Source organism: Hungatella effluvii (genome assembly GCF_003201875.1).
GTDB classification, from domain to species: domain Bacteria; phylum Bacillota; class Clostridia; order Lachnospirales; family Lachnospiraceae; genus Hungatella; species Hungatella effluvii.
The window spans coordinates 143,674-159,526 of sequence record NZ_QJKD01000012.1; the positions used below are offsets into that span (position 1 = coordinate 143,674).

Here is a 15,853-nt window from a genome sequence, read left to right on the forward strand (position 1 = left end):
ATGATAATCACAATTGTAGGCGGAGGCAGCACCTTTACACCGGGAATCGTAAAATCCATTGCTTTAAGACAGAAAGAACTGGAGGTAGAGGAAGTACGGCTGTTTGATATTGATGAAGATCGCCAGTATAAGGTGAGTCTGGTGGTAGACTGGATCCTAAAGGATATGAAGTCTCCGATTCGCCTGACGGTAACGACGGACAAAAGGACGGCGTACGAAAATTCCAGCTTTATCTTTGCCCAGATGCGCGTAGGGAAATACGCCATGAGAGAAAAGGATGAGAAGATCCCGCTGCGCCACGGCTGTGTGGGACAGGAGACCTGTGGCTGCGGCGGACTGGCCTACGGACTGCGCACACTGTTTCCCATGATTCAGGTAATTGATGACGTGGAGAAGTATGCGGCCCCCGACCATTGGATATTAAACTACTCCAATCCGGCGGCTGTGGTATCGGAAGCGTGCCGGGCGCTGCGCCCCCATGCCCGGATTATCAACATCTGTGATATGCCGATTGCAATCCTGGAGATGGTGGGTAGATGTTTAGATATTCCGAATTTTACAGACTTTGATGTCAATTATTTCGGGCTGAATCATTTCGGCTGGTTTACGGATATCACGTATCAGGGTAGAGATTTAAAGGCGGAAATTACCGAATACGTTATGAAGAACAAGACGCTTCTGCCGCCGGATGTGCTGGAGAAGCTTAAGGAACACGACCGCGTGGGAGAACGTCATTTAAACGCCTCCTGGATCCATACCTGGAATAATGTGTATAAGGTCCTGCAGTCGAATCCGGAGTATCTGCCCAATACGTATCTGCAGTACTATCTGCTGTCCAAGGATGTGGTGGAAGAATCCAATCCAGAGTATACGAGAGCCAATGAGGTAATGGACTCCAGAGAAAAGGATCTGTTTGAGGGAATTGACCACTATATCAAGACCGGAGAGGTGACTGCAAAGGCATTCTACCACGGCGCCCACGGCAACTATATCGCGGATCTCGCCATGGCTCTTAAAAATGATACGAAGAAGAAATTCATCGTGATTGTACAGAATAACGGGGCCATTGAGAATATCGCACCGGATGCCATGGTCGAGGTTCCTGCCTATATCGGCAAAAATGGTCCGGAGGTAATATGTCAGGGGCCCATCGACGATTACTATAAGGGACTGATGGAGCAGCAGCTGGCATCGGAGAAGCTTCTGGTCGCCGGAGGCATCGAGGGCTCCTATGAAAAGGTATGGAAAGCCTTTTCCATGAATAAAACGGTGCCGTCGGCTACGGTGGCAAAGGCCATTCTGGATGAGATGATCGAGGCTAATAAGGAATTCTGGCCGGAGCTTCGGTAAGCTTTGATGTTTTGCGCTTGACATACCTGGTAAAATCCATTAGAATAAACGGAAGATGAGGGAGTAGTCAGCACGCCTCCCACGGGTCAGGGATGCGGCGTGCAGCAGGATCAACATACTGATAGCGTCTGTCTATCTGGTCCTGCTTAACTTGCTTTTATGCAAAAAAGATGAGACTTGTCTGCGGGTTTTTCGCTGCCTGCAGATAAGTCTTTTTTTGTTCCCCGCATCATATACTTATTAAGCTTATACGCAGGAGGAATATCACATGTCATTAATTGAGCTGTTCATTATCGCGGTGGGCCTTTCTATGGATGCCTTTGCCGTATCCATCTGTAAGGGGCTCTCCATGCAGAGGATGAGCTGGAAAAACGCAGTCATCGTCGGACTCTATTTCGGCGGCTTCCAGGCGGGTATGCCGCTTTTCGGTTACATATTGGGATCTCAGTTTAAAGAGGCCATCACTTCCATCGACCACTGGATCGCATTTATCCTGCTGGGCATCATCGGATTCAACATGATCCGGGAGTCCCTGAATAAGGAGGAGGAATGCGTGGACTGCTCCGTGGCGCCGGGCAATATGATTCTGCTTGCCATCGCCACCAGCATCGATGCGCTGGCCGTCGGCGTCACCTTCGCCTTCCTGCAGGTACGCATCGTTCCGGCCGTCTCCTTCATCGGTTCCACCACCTTTGTACTTTCCATCATTGGTGTCAAGGTCGGCAATGTCTTCGGCACCAGGTATAAGTCCAAAGCCGAGTTTGCAGGCGGGCTGATCCTGGTGATTATGGGGGTGAAAATACTGCTTGATCATACATTGGGAATTTAGTCAAAATATAAAACAGCGTGAAAATACGGAAGAAACTGATAATCCCGGTTTGTAAAAAGGGATTATCAGCTTCTTCCGTATTGCCCTGCTGTTTTTTTATGGTCCATTTGCTTTCCTAAAAAGCGTTCCGTATCACTCTCTGATCATCATAATAGCTCCATATGGAGAAAGCCGAATCTTCTTACTCTCCCTCTCTGCCTCATCGTTGGCAATCAGCGTTCTGTATTTCGTCAGATCCTCATCCGGAAGCTTTAAATCTGCCGCCGCTATGGACTGGCTTCTGTCGGTAAAATTAGTCAGGACCAGCAGCGTATCACCGCCGTACGTCCTTTTGTAGGCAAATACTGCCTCATGATCCTCCAGTACCGGTTCGTACCCGCCTTCGCTGATGACGTCGTACTCTTTCCTCAAGCCGACCAGCTTCTGATAGTAGTAAAAAATAGAATCGCTGTCTTCCAGGCATTCTTCCGCATTGATTTCTTTATAGTTCCGGTTGACTTCGATCCAGGGCACGCCGTTTGTAAAGCCGGCATACTCCTGATCGCTCCACTGCATGGGAGTCCGGCTGTTGTCGCGGGACCGCTGGCGCAGCACCTCGTAAATCCGGGCTTCCTCCATTCCGCTTTCCTTCAGAATGTCGAAATAATGCAGGCTTTCCACATCACGGTACTGATCGGTGGAGGTAAAGCCGGCATTAGTCATGCCCAGTTCCTCCCCCTGGTAGATATAGGGCGTTCCTCTCATGCCGTGGATGGCCGTCGCCAGCATCTTGGCCGACTGCTTCCGGTATCCCGCTTCGTCCCCGAACCGTGATACCGCCCTCGGCTGATCGTGGTTGCACCAGAACACGGCGTTCCATCCGCTGCCCTCGGCCATACCGGTCTGCCAGGTGTGAAAAATCTTTTTCAGGCCCATGAAATCATAGGGCATCAGAGACCATTTGTCTCCATTTTTATAGTCTACCTTCAGATGGTGGAAATTAAAACACATCTTCAGCTGCTGTTCCTGCGGGTTGGTATACTGGATACAGTGATGGATTGTGGTGGAGGACATCTCCCCCACAGTGATGATATCGTCCTCGTACAGGCCGGTCTCCTTCACCATCTCTTTTAAATACTCATGCACCCGGGGGCCGTCTGTATAGAATCTGCGGCCGTCTCCCTCGTCGTCATCCTCAAAGTACGCGGGCTTGGAGATCAGATTGATGACGTCAAAACGAAAGCCACGGATTCCCTTCTTCTTCCAGAAGAGGAGAACCTTGCGAATTTCTTCCCGCACCTTAGGATTCTCCCAGTTTAAATCCGCCTGCGTCCGGTCATACAGATGAAGGTAATACTGTCCCAGCTCCTCCACGTACTCCCAGGCGCTGCCGCCGAACTTGGACTGCCAGTTGGTGGGGGGAACCCCTTTTTTTCCTTTCCGGAAAATATAGTAGTCCTGGTACTCCTTCTCTCCCTTAAGCGCCCGGGCAAACCACTCGTGCTGGGTCGAGGTATGGTTGAACACCATGTCAAACATCAGTCCCATACCCCGGTCAGCCGCCTCTTTGATGAGGCGGTCCAGGTCTTCCATGGTGCCGAACAGCGGGTCAATGTGGTAATAGTCCGCAATATCGTATCCATTGTCATTCTGCGGCGAGACGAAGAAGGGCGTAAGCCACAGATAATCGACGCCCAATTTCTTTAAGTAGTCCAGTTTCTCCGTGACTCCGTTTAAGTCACCGACACCATTACCAGTCGTGTCCCGGAAGGACTTTGGATAGATCTGATATACACACGATTTCCTGAAGTCTTTCATATTCTCCTCCAATTATTTACCGAACGTCTTTTTTCTTACCGACTACTACCGTCAGCACAAATGGAACCACCATGGTAATCAGCATGCAGACAGCAAATCTTCCCATATACTGCGGCTGAATGGAAAGGATTCCTGGAATTCCGCCTACGCCGATGGAATTCGCCATAACGTTGCTTCCCACAGATACGGTCGCCGCAATCGCAGAACCGATCATGGCGGAGATAAATGGAAATCCTCTCTTTAAGTTGACACCGAAGATCGCCGGCTCCGTGACCCCCAGATAACAGGAAATACATGCCGGAATGGATATCTGCTTCGCCTCTTCGTTATGCTTCTGTAAATAGATCATGCCGAGTACTGCGGATCCCTGTGCAATGTTGGATAAAGCGATCATCGGCCACAGCATGGTGCCGCCAAACTCCGCCATCAGCTGTAAATCGATGGCATTGGTCATATGGTGAAGACCGGTGATTACGAGCGGCGCGTAGATAAAACCGAATACGGTGGCGAATAACCAGCGGAAGCTTGAGGTAAGCCCTGCGTAAACCACCTTTGAGACCCAGGAGCCCACTGCCCAGCCCACAGGACCCAGAACCGCGTGAGCCGCAATCACGGCCAGCACCAGTGATAAGAACGGCACCACGATCATGGAAATCGCCTGAGGCGTAATCTTCTTAAAGAACTTCTCTAAATAAACCAGCACGAATCCAGCCAGAATCGCCGGAATCACCTGTGCCTGATAGCCGACCATCTGCATGGTGAAGAATCCAAAATTCCATACCGGAACTTCCACGCCGGGAGCCATTGCATAGGCGTTTAACAGCTGCGGGGACACCAATGTCAGACCGAGTACGATACCCAGAATCTGAGTCGTGCCCATCTTCTTCGTCACCGACCACGTGATGCCTACCGGCAGGAAATGGAATATCGCCTCACCGATCAGCCACAGGAAGCTGTGTAATCCCGCCCAGAACTGAGACACCTCGATCAGAGTCTCTGTCCCGCCGTTCATAAACCGAATCTCACCGATGATGTTCCGGAATCCCAGAATCAGACCACCGACGATGATAGCCGGAATCAGAGGTGCGAATATCTCCGCGATATTGGCTACCGCCTTCTGAACCGGATTCATGTTCCCTTTCGCTTCCTCCTTCACTTCCTCCTTGGAAACTCCTTCAATCCCGGATACGGAGGTAAACTCATTGTAAAACACCGAAACATCATTACCAATAATCACCTGGAACTGTCCCGCCTGTGTAAACGTCCCCTTTACACTCTTCAGCGCTTCGATCTTCGCCACATCGGCTTTCTCAGGATCGGCCAGAACAAAACGCATCCTGGTCATACAGTGTGTGACTGCCGAGATATTCTGTTTTCCGCCGACATATTCCAGAAGCTTCTTTGCGTCATCCGAATACTTCCCCATAACCATTCTCCTTTTCATACACGTTTTTCATTTTTCTCTTCTTGTATGTTTATCTTGTGAATCCAATATAACATATACGTATATGTTTGTCAACATGTTTGGAAAAATAAATAAAAAAAACACCAGCGATTGGCTTCACAAGGGATGGAGAAACATTAATGGCCTCCCATTGGAGAACTGTGAATACTGGAATCAACTATTGTTTTTTTATCTTAAGGAGCCAATACACAGCCTCAGAGCTTGAGGAGAGTGGAAGGAGGCGGGGAAGAAAGAGCAAACGGTTTCCTTTTCCGAGGTTCGCAGGAAGTTAAGCAGAAAGACAGGAAAAAGGGGTGGTGAAATCTGGCCTCCAAGCCAGATTTCAAGTGGACACGGAGGAGAAGTCCTTCAGGAGTTCTCCGGAGTTTGCACGATCCGCCCTTTTTTCCTGTCTTTCTGCTTTACTTCCTGCTACCGAGGAAACAAGAAACCGTTTGCTCTTTCTTCCCCGCCTCCTTCCACTCTCCTCAAGCTCTGAGGCGTAGCATTCGTCAATCCTCTATTTACAGTTTTCGCCTCGCAAAGTCCACAAACTTAAACTTATCCGGGCGGTGGCGGGACTCCGTAAACTGGAACAGCGTGGAATCTTCCAGATACGTATAGCTCTTCACCACAACGATCATATCGTAGTTCTTCATATCCAGAAGACGGCGGTCCTCATCTCCCGCCATCTGTACCGTAATCTCCTTCATGGCGAAACCGATCTTTAAGCCCACCTCCTGCTCCAGATACTCATAGACGGAATCCTGGGCCGCCCGAAGCGGAAGATTATCCACCACCTTTCTGGAGAAATAATCCTTATCGATAATGATCTTTTCCCCCTCTATCTCCCTGACCCGCTCCAGGACAAACGCCTCGTCCTCGGGGCCGATCTGCAGGGCCTCCATCAGCTTCGGGTTATTCCTGACGATCTCTAAATTTTCTACGTACGTTTTTGGCTTCGAATCGGAGAAACGGTATATCTCCTTAAAGCTGGCGATCTCCGACACCGGGAAGTTAAATTTATTCTTGTCCAGAACGACCGCAGGCTTCCCCTTCGCCTTTCTGATAAATCCGTCCTGTACCAGCAGGTCCAGCGCCTTCCTGACCGTATCGCGGGACGCGCCGTACAATTCCATCAAATCACCTTCGGAAGGAAGCTTGTCCCCTGCCTTGTATTCCCGCTTTTCAATCTGAGCCTGCAGCTGGTTGTAAAGATGTTTGTATTTACTCTCCATAATTGACCTCACTTTATTCGAATCAAGAATCCACAGCGAACCAAAACCATATAACTCCTGTATGTATTTTAACATATACGTACAGCTTAGTCAACGCAAAATAAAGAGACAAAACAGTACTCTCCCGCGCGATGACAGAAAAAAAGGTTCGTCGCTAAAACGAACCTCCATCCGAAATGACCACGTCAGAAGCGTCGATGACTCCATCTCCGCCTCCGTCACCACCCATGGAACCGATACCGCCTCCGATCCCACCGGCCCCCGGAATCTCCTGCGCCGCCCGCTCCTCTTCCCAGCTCCGGTGCTTTCCCGTCCCCAGAATATAGCAGGTGTCTGCAAGGCCTTCCCGTACAAGACTGTAATCGGCCCCATACCGGGCGGCCCTTCTCTTCTTCATCTCCAGCCTGATCTGCAGAACCTTCTTTTCCTTTCGCGCCTTCTCCGCATGCTTCTTTTGAAGCTTCAGGCTGCTTTCCCGGTCCAGCCGCCGGATCTTTCTGATTCCTCTTGCCAGCAGCTTCTGGAGAGAACGGATCGCCCTGTCGGCCTTCGTCCTCTCCTCCTCGTCTCCGAAGCAGGCCGCCAGCCTTAAATTTCCGATGCTCCGGTGAACGTCTCCCAGCACCTTCTGTACCTGGCCCTTTGTCCCCGCTCTGGCAAGGCTCCCGTAATGACCGCTGGTCGCATAGGAACTTACTGAGGCCTTTTTTACATTTATTTCTGATTCCAGCTTCTGCTTTTCCTGACTGCCCGGAAAGCCGGTAAGGCCTGATGTACCGTCTTTCTGACCGGACTTCTGCTTTCCTGCTGCCGGCGCCACCCACGTCTTTTTACCGGCTGCGTCTAAACACGCGCCCTCGCTCGCGTTGGCGCTTCCGCTCATCGCCAGTCCGCGCACCGTCTCCTTAAGAACAGCCTTACACCGTTCATACTCTCCGGCATCCCGCCCCATCCGCTTCAGGAAATCCGTAGTGACAACCAGAAAACGCCCTTTTCCCAGCGAAGCCGCCAACTGTTTTAAGTCGCGGGCCTCCTCCCGGTCCCGGATCAGAATCGTCACACCCGGATAATCTTTTTCCAGAACACGCAGATAGTCTAGCACCGCTTCTTCCGAAATCGGCCCTCTGTCCTCGCCCCCAAACGCCACCGTGTCAGAAGTTCCGGCCCGCACTGCCTCTTTCGCCGCGTTTCCTCCATACGTGATGCTCTTACCGCCTCTTACCTCAGCCGCGCCCTGACTTCCCATAGGATACGGCAGTCCATTTTCTGTTTCCGGAATCCCCGTTTTACCGATGCCTGGCCGCCAGGTGATCCGGCTGGCCGCCCCCATTTTCACACCCTCCACCTCCAGCTCCCTTCCGGCGGCTGAAACCGCCCAAATGCCGAGTCTGTCTGAGAAAATAGTATCACATCAGGGTGGTAAAATCAATGTTGATATAGCACGCAGTGCGCAGGCCCTGGAGAAGCAAAGACTGCCTGCACCGGTATTTCACCGACAGCAGGCAGTCTTCTGTATGTTTTTCTCACATCTTCATCTACACTCTGACCTTAATCACAATCTTCTTCACATAGCATGCCTCTTTAGCCTGGCATCTCGGCTTATGTGCGTCCTCCGGAGCCACAACGATGCAGTCTCCCTCCTTTAACAGGACCGTGCCCGCTTCCTCGGGTTCGCAGAAGAATACGATGTCATTCGTCTCATCATAAGGAGCCTCTTCCGTCAGATCCGCACGTTTCGCATAGCCGAACTGTTCCTCGCCTTCCACCACATACTGGATATCGAAATATCGGTTGTGCGCTTCAAACTTGCACGTATCCGCCTTCAGAGAAGTGTATTCCTGAACGTTGGCGTAAATGTCATCGCCGTCAATATCCACTCTTCCAACGGCCAGTGCCTTCAGATCCGCAGTCCGTAAAAATTCATAGCCCCTGCGGAATTTCTCAGCCAGATAGTCATATTTCTCCACTACATTCAAATTACTTGTCAGCATGTCTCTTCCTCAACTTTCCCGCCGTTTTCTCCGGCGATTTCCATGATTTCCTCAAAAAGAGCCGTAGCCGCCGCCCCATGATATCCATACATCAGAAGAACATCGAGCACGTAGGGAGAAAACGGAAGCTTAAGCAGTTCCTCTGCAAACGCCATACCGGCCATCTCGCCGAGACAGACGAGACGGGACTTATTGGAAAATGGTTTCCGCCACAGCTCCACTCTCTCCGTCTTCGTATAGATGGCATTCTCCTTCTTGAACTCCACCGCATGGAAGATCTCATGGGCCAGAAGTATATCGAAAATCTTCACATTACCCAGGAGATCCGCGAGGCCTTCCGAGGCCGCCAGCGCTTCCGCCTTTTCGACCGCGTCCATAAATATGGTCACCTCGTCCGGTTCCACATACTGTGCAAAGGTAACCTGGCCGCCGCCCACAGGTGTATCGGGAGTCGTCACATGCAGCTTCATGGAGGCCGCTGCGGATTTTACCAGACTGTCCGGCACTTCCAATACGGCTTCTGCCGCTGCCAGCACCGCCTCTTCTCTCCCGCAGGCTTCCGCCTTTCTCTGGTACTGAAGCTTCTGCTCCCGGTCAAATTTGCCCTCCAGCGGCTCTCTCGACCAGGCGTAAAGCCCCCAGGCTTCCCGGTCCAGCGAGAGAAGGCGTTCCATCATCGGACGAAGCGGAAGCACCTTCCCCGTATCTCCCAGACCCAGATCAGGCATTTCAGCCTTTCCGAACAGACTGCCCGCCAAACGTTTTGCACCATTTAAAGCCACAGCGCACTCCCCTTTCTTCTATATAAATAATATCAGAGACTGGCTCACCGGACTCTGCGTGGAAAACAGCTCTTTCTCTTCTATTCTACAACTGATTCTTCGCGCCGACAATAATAATATCATCGGAAGAGTCGATCATCTGCATTTCCACATCCATTAACATCAGAATCTGTTCCAGTTCTCCGGATCCGTTAAAGTCCATGACCCGCGCGCCGACACAGAGATAGTAGTCCGGCCGCAGAATGGCATCCGCCTTGAATATGGCCAGTTCTTCCCACATCTTCGATACAATGCTCCGATAGGAGGACGCCTTCGTCAGAACGACTTCCCCGTCTGTTCTCTGGACTTTGATAAATCCTTTCTTATCCAGAATGCGTAGCGGATTTCTGCCCTTTCCTTCCATATTATAAACGTAGAAGCTGGCCGTCTGTCCGACGAGCCGGACATCGGCAGGTTTGGCACGCAAGTCTTCCGCCGCCAGAGTCCGCGCCTCTTCCTCCGTGCACTCTTTTAATAAGTCGGTAGTCTTCACCTCCGTGGAGCCGAGCGCAATGGCGGTAAGCTTGGAAGTCTGAGGGTCGATTTCGATGTGGACCTCCACGGAATCCGGCGCCGCACCGCTCTCCACCGCCTTGTCTACAGCTTCGCGCTTGATGCTTCTTATGTCCTCCGGTGTGGGACTGGGTACCACGCGTTCTACCACATCCCGAACCATGGCCAGCGCCACGCCGATCGAGGAAATGACTTCCGCATTTTCCGGAACGCTGTACTTGATATTCATTTTATCCGCACAGAATCCGATCAGTGACGTCGCGCCGCCGCCTACGCCTACCAGGGAAATCTGGTCGTGCTCCAAATGGTATTTCGCCGCCAGATCCAGGATGATCGGTTCAATCTTCTCATACGCCCTGGTAAGAACCTGTCTCGCCACATCTTCCACCGTAACACCTAAGTAATCCGCGATCGGCTGCATCGCCTTTCTGGCTGCGTTTACATTTCCATGGGAGAAATCCTTCTCCGTCACCAGCCCCAGTACGTTAGCCGCGCAGCTGTTGGTGATCGTCACCCGTTTGCCGCTCTTTAAGCGGATCGCCACATAGTCATCCGGATCCCCCTCCTTGGGAGAGAAGAATTCCAGCTTCGGCTCCACGATCTCATCCTCGTCGGTAAATACCGCGTAATCCAGCCCCGCAATATGAGCGGAACGCGGTCCCACATCGTGAACCCCGGTCTTGTTCACACGGATCATGCTGCCCCCGGCCACACCGAGCACGCGCACATCCAGAGAACTGATATAGGTTCTGTGTCCGCCCACGATGGAGTAATCAATGGCAGGACGCCCGTTCTTAATGACACCGATATTGGTCGTCGTACCGCCCACTTCAAAATACACTCCGTTGGAGGCGCGCAAGTACATAAGCGATCCCATGACGCTGGCGGCAGGTCCCGACAGCATGGTGAGAACCGGGCGCTTCTTCATCTCATTGATTTCCATAACACCGCCGTCTCCGCGCATGATCATCAGCGGAACCTCCACGCCTGCCTCACGAACACTGCTCTCGGTACTGTTGGCGGTGTTCAGCATTTTCGGCAAAATACTGGCGTTGATTGCGGCCGTTCTCGTTCTCCTCGTCAGTCCGTAAAGCTTCGTGATGTCGGAGGCCAGTGTCGTCTCTAATCCCATTTCATCGTGGGCAATCTCATAGACGAACTGTTCTCCCGCAATATCATCCACGCCGTAGGCATCCGACGCGACCATAACCTGGGCGCCTTCTGCTTTCAATTCCTCTACCGCCTTCCTCACGGTATTCTCGTCCACTTCGTCATCCTTTAAATACCGGTTTTTGATAACAATCTTTCTGCCGGAGCCTAAATCGATGTCCTTCAGCTTCGTCTGAGCCCGGGAGAGAGCGCCTTCCATGCCCTTCGGCCCCATACCGACCACTCCGACAGTCGCCACATCGCCCTCAATCAGAGCGTTGGTGGCCTGGGTGGTGCTGTGCGCCACGAAAATCACGTCCTCCGGAGCGATATCATTTTCCCTTAAGCAGTTCTGAAACGCGGCTACAACGCCGGCCGCCACACCACTCACATTGTCATGTGTCGTTTTAACGGAAGATTTTCCGATAATCTCATGTGTCGCATTGTCAATGGCTACCGCCTTTGTATGGGTTCCGCCTACGTCAATGCCCATTCTCACTAATCTTTTTCCCATGATAGTTTACTCCTTTTCGTTAACCGAACATCACAAATGTGACAATCTGTAAGATCACGCAGATGATCCAGCCGCAGACGACGCTCATCTTCAAGAAATCCCTGGTGGAAACCTTGGCATAGCTGATTCCCCATACGATCCAGGACTGCGTGATACAGCAGGAAACGTTCATGACCGTCGTAGACGCAATCATGAGAGGCGCCAGAAATGCGGTGGAAAATCCGATTCCCTTTAAAATCCCCAGTGTGGCCGCGCCGCATCCGTATAAGGTAAACGGTCCGCGGAACAGCCCAAGCGGTGCCAGAACACAGAAAATAATGGTGATAAACAGGGTGCTGTGAGGAATTACATTACCCAGCAGCGCGTTAAAATACGGGATACACAGTTCGGCCGCCTTGTTGAACATGGGTACCATGAGCAGGAAGCCCACCAGCGGAGCGGTATCGACAACGCCGTCGAAAAAGTCTTTATTAAAGGTACGGCAGGCCGTACGGAAATTCTTAAGCTTCCCACAGACAAAGAGTGCATAGAAACCGCCGATCAGGAAACCCATGATGATCGGAACCTTAAACACGATCAGCAGGAACACAGGAATAAACGGGGTAAGAAGGGATTTGCCCGGGGCAAAATCCATTTTCTGTCTGATTGGCCGTCTGGCCGCCCAGGAATGAACCGTCTTTTTCTTTCTCATGCAGAACAGCACAAGACAGATGGTGAAAATCAGCTGAACCGCCAGGGCAATTCCGCCCCAATGCACATACTCTTCGTAAGGATAGGTGGTTCTCCCCTCCGCGTCGAGGAAAAATGCGGTATACTGTCCAAACAGGACCGGATTTAAGAACATTCCTGCGCCGATGCTCAGCATAAAGGATACCACAGACAGCACCTTTGGAATCCCAAGAGACATCAGAATCGGAAGGATAATCACACCGATCGCCACGACCGCTCCGGCTCCGAACAGAGAGGAGAAAATCGCTGTGGTCACGATACATAAGAGAATGCAGGTAACGGCCGGCTTATCGCCGCCCAGCTCTGTGGTCTTTCGGATCAGCGTGGAGGCAATTCCCGTCTCTAAGAGCACACGTCCAAACCAGGCGCCGAATACGACGTTGACCAGAACGGTTCCCCAGCCCTCCGGGCCGCTCTGAAATACTTTTGAGAATGCCTGGATCCATGTGATACTGACGTTCTCCGCATTTGCCGCGACAAATGCCGGATTTGTCGGAAATGTATTGCCGATCATGGGGAGTACGGTCCAGAGAATTGCCATGACCAGCATACCCATCATTAAGTTTCCGCCTTTCGCGGCATAGAATGCAAGGCCGAAAAATGATACCAGAATCAGAATTCCTATGATATATTCCATTGATTTTTCTCTCCCTCTCTACCATTCTTTCCGGGTAACCCCTTCTAGTGTTCCAAAGAATTCAACGTCTCCCACACCTCATCGATAACCGGAATTCCGTTCTTCGTGTTGTCGTCTCTCGTCTTCAGTTCCAGCTCGCCAGGATAGAACACCTCCCCGCCCTCTGCCGCAGGCTCCGAGGCCTTGATATCCGCCAGAATCTCATCCACAATACAGTCTGTTTCCTCAGTCGTATTAAACTTAGACGGATCCATGGCGATCATCACCTGGGATAAGCCTACCTCGTCGCCGAAGGTCCCGATCTTCTTAACGGAATTTTCGCTGGTTAAAACCGTTGCAATCAGATCCAGGGCAATCGAGATTCCGCTTCCCTTCCAGTAGCCCATCGGAAGCACTCTCCATGTCTTTTCAATCTCCGCGGGATCCGTGGTGATGTTTCCATTGGTGTCGTAGCCGCCCGGTACCGGAAGCTGCTGGCCCTTCAGCCTCGCCTCCTCGATCTTGCCGTAAGAGAACTGGGATACGGCACAGTCGATGACCGCGTGCTTACCGCTGCTTCTCGGAATCGCCATAATGAGCGGATTGTTGCCGATCTTTCTGTCTTTACCGCCCCAGGCCGGCATATTCGGCATGGTATTGGACCAGCAGATTCCGATGCAGCCCTGGTCAGCAGCCTGCCATCCGTAACTGCCGCCGCGCATCCAGTGGTTGTTATTGCCCAGCGCCACGACGCCCACACCGTTTAATTTCGCCAGTTCACAGGCACGATCCACGGCAAGCTTTGCATTTAACGGACCGAATCCGCGGTGTCCGTTCCACCGCTCAATGGCTCCCATAGCCGATTCGCATGTCGCAATAGCCGACGGATCAATCTCTCCTTTGTCCAGATAGCTGACCACTCTCGGAAAACGGTTTACACCGTGGGAATACACACCGTCGAGACTGTTTTTTGCAAACACCGTCGCCGCGTCCAGTGCATGAGTCTCGGAAAACCCTCTGCTCATCAAAATTCCCTGGAACTTCTTTAATAAATCCTCATACTGCACTCTCATGATTTTTCTCTCCTTTAATCTGACCTCCGCCGGTGGGGGACTGACGGAAAAACTTGTTTTCTTCTGAATTACCTGTCCTGTCTTCGTTACTGCTCTTTACTTTTCAGATCTCTTTTTTTGTTTTTGAGAAAGCGCTTTCTTGTAGTTTCATTATATCATTTGAGACTGTTTTGTCAATACGCCTTGTAATAAACTCTTTATTTTAGTTAATAATGCATATTTATTTGCATGTTTTTTTGTTAAAAAGTTATATCGTTTTGCATTTATGCAAAAGCGTTTTCACGCTTAAGCATAAAAAAAGAAGAGTTCATTTGATTTTAGTGTCCAAATAAACTCTTTTATATTGAGAAAGCGTTTTTACATAATCACAATTTTTTGATCCTTTTTTTGATATTGTTTTCTCGATTCCGTTTTCTCGATTCTATTTTCCCGATCCTGTTTTCCCGATCCTGTTTTCTCGATCCTATTTTCCCGATTCTGTTTTCTCACTGTGTAGTCCCGCGTATCATTAATTCTGGCTGTATAGCCACATTGGATAAGGCTTTCCGGCCTTCCAGAACATCCTTTAAAAGCTGGGCGCACATATCTCCCAGAAGTTCAGGCTTATTATCCAGCGTCGTCAATTCCGGCTCACAGATCAGAGAATCAGGAGAATTATTGCAGCCGGTCACCGCGATATCCTCGGGTACCCGGAAGCCTTTCTTTTTCAGCCCCTTCATAACCCCGATAGCGGTAATATCTTCACCGCACACAATCCCTGTAAACGGGATGCCGAGCTGACAGATCTCCTCTGCCGCCTCGAGACCGCCTTCCAGGCCGTACCGGCAGTGCACCACATTCTTTTCGGCGCCGGCGATATCATGCAGCTTCATGGCTTCCAGAAATCCCTGACATTTCGCCCGGCTGCTCTCCGTCTCCAGGTCATAGAGATAGAGCAGGTCTCTGTGTCCTTTTTCATAGAGATAATCGACGACGGAGCGGATCCCTTTCATATCGTCCACCATAACGGAATAGAAATCCGGCTGCTTCACCTGTCCATTGGCGACCACCACAGGAATCCCCTTAATCCTGGCCGTCATCTCCGGGTAATGGATCAGCTCATTAAAGACAGATCCGATCAGTACGATTCCATCCACCTGTTTTTCGGAAAGGATCTCGAAATACCGGCCGCATTCGCTGATCGAACCGCCCGTATTACAGACGGTCACATTATACCCCTCATTGCTGAAAATCTGTTCAATCACGTAAACCATTCTGGCGTAGTGGGTCACCCTGACATCCACAGTCAGAATCGCAATACTCTTCATCGTCTTCGACACCATCCCACGCGCAATGGCGCTGGGTTTATAGTCGTACTTCTTAAGCACCTCCTCCACCCGCTGTCTGATTTCCGGATTTACATTCCCTTTATTATTCAGTACCCGTGACACGGTGGAGATCGATGTCTTCGCCTCCGCCGCAATATCGTAGATATTCATAGTCTGCATCCCCTCTCTGAAAGCCCTTTCTCCATTTATTGTAAATGATTTTTCCTGATTTGTCACGATGATTTGCGAATTTATCAAAAGAACAGAATCCGTCTACGGTTCTGGCGCCATTCTCACTCAGCGAACCGCCCGTAACGCATGGAACATCCTTTGTTACAGTTCACTCCCCACCAGTGGCTCCGCAGTCCGGTTCGGCCGGGCAGGCTTCCTCAGCCTTTCCTGTGACTTTGCAGGGTATTAGAAAAATTCTGCACGTTTAGAACTTCTTATGCCCGAAACCGGAACGGGAAAGGCTGAGGAAG

12 protein-coding genes are annotated in these 15,853 nt (G+C 51.0%); 2 read left to right on the forward strand and 10 right to left on the reverse strand.

All coding sequences use genetic code 11. From position 1 onward, the window contains the following. Both DFR60_RS20965 and DFR60_RS20970 read left to right on the forward strand, forming a co-directional pair. A complete protein-coding gene (locus tag DFR60_RS20965; protein WP_110324696.1) occupies positions 1-1,350 on the forward strand; it encodes a family 4 glycosyl hydrolase in 1,350 nt (449 codons plus the stop codon). Between the two features lie 268 nt (positions 1,351-1,618). Beyond that, positions 1,619-2,179 carry a manganese efflux pump MntP gene (locus DFR60_RS20970; RefSeq protein ID WP_002604492.1) on the forward strand — a complete coding sequence of 187 codons (561 nt, stop codon included), beginning with the start codon at positions 1,619-1,621 and terminating at the stop codon, positions 2,177-2,179. 132 nt (positions 2,180-2,311) lie between these two features. Here DFR60_RS20970 and treC read toward each other — a convergent pair whose 3' ends face one another. The 10 genes from treC to DFR60_RS21020 all read right to left on the reverse strand — a co-directional run bounded on the left by treC (position 2,312) and on the right by DFR60_RS21020 (position 15,542). Beyond that, entirely contained in the window at positions 2,312-3,976 is a 1,665-nt protein-coding gene (gene treC / locus DFR60_RS20975) for an alpha,alpha-phosphotrehalase (RefSeq protein WP_110324631.1), read from the reverse strand. Positions 3,977-3,992: 16 nt separating this feature from the next. Then, positions 3,993-5,402, reverse strand: a complete 1,410-nt coding sequence (gene treP, locus DFR60_RS20980) for a PTS system trehalose-specific EIIBC component (RefSeq protein WP_110324632.1) — start codon at positions 5,400-5,402, stop codon at positions 3,993-3,995. Positions 5,403-5,944: 542 nt separating this feature from the next. Next, positions 5,945-6,658 (reverse strand): trehalose operon repressor, encoded by a 714-nt coding sequence (gene treR, locus DFR60_RS20985; protein WP_110324633.1) that lies wholly within the window; start codon positions 6,656-6,658, stop codon positions 5,945-5,947. Between the two features lie 154 nt (positions 6,659-6,812). After that, positions 6,813-8,003 carry a hypothetical protein gene (locus DFR60_RS20990; RefSeq protein WP_243005137.1) on the reverse strand — a complete coding sequence of 397 codons (1,191 nt, stop codon included), beginning with the start codon at positions 8,001-8,003 and terminating at the stop codon, positions 6,813-6,815. 190 nt (positions 8,004-8,193) lie between these two features. Next, complete coding sequence (locus tag DFR60_RS20995) at positions 8,194-8,649, reverse strand: NanQ anomerase/TabA/YiaL family protein (protein WP_110324635.1); 456 nt, start codon at positions 8,647-8,649, stop codon at positions 8,194-8,196. Beyond that, the gene (locus DFR60_RS21000) at positions 8,643-9,431 is read right to left on the reverse strand and encodes a hypothetical protein (protein WP_110324636.1); all 789 of its coding nucleotides are present in this window, start codon (positions 9,429-9,431) and stop codon (positions 8,643-8,645) included. The genes DFR60_RS20995 and DFR60_RS21000 overlap by 7 nt, the downstream gene beginning before the upstream one ends. A gap of 85 nt (positions 9,432-9,516) precedes the next feature. Further along, positions 9,517-11,646, reverse strand: coding sequence for a hydantoinase/oxoprolinase family protein (locus DFR60_RS21005; protein WP_110324637.1), 2,130 nt, complete (start codon positions 11,644-11,646; stop codon positions 9,517-9,519). 19 nt (positions 11,647-11,665) lie between these two features. Continuing rightward, positions 11,666-13,012 carry a citrate transporter gene (locus DFR60_RS21010; protein WP_110324638.1) on the reverse strand — a complete coding sequence of 449 codons (1,347 nt, stop codon included), beginning with the start codon at positions 13,010-13,012 and terminating at the stop codon, positions 11,666-11,668. Between the two features lie 44 nt (positions 13,013-13,056). Beyond that, the gene (yiaK, locus tag DFR60_RS21015) at positions 13,057-14,064 is read right to left on the reverse strand and encodes a 3-dehydro-L-gulonate 2-dehydrogenase (protein WP_110324639.1); all 1,008 of its coding nucleotides are present in this window, start codon (positions 14,062-14,064) and stop codon (positions 13,057-13,059) included. Between the two features lie 485 nt (positions 14,065-14,549). Beyond that, complete coding sequence (locus DFR60_RS21020) at positions 14,550-15,542, reverse strand: LacI family DNA-binding transcriptional regulator (protein ID WP_025532487.1); 993 nt, start codon at positions 15,540-15,542, stop codon at positions 14,550-14,552. Positions 15,543-15,853: the final 311 nt, after the last annotated feature.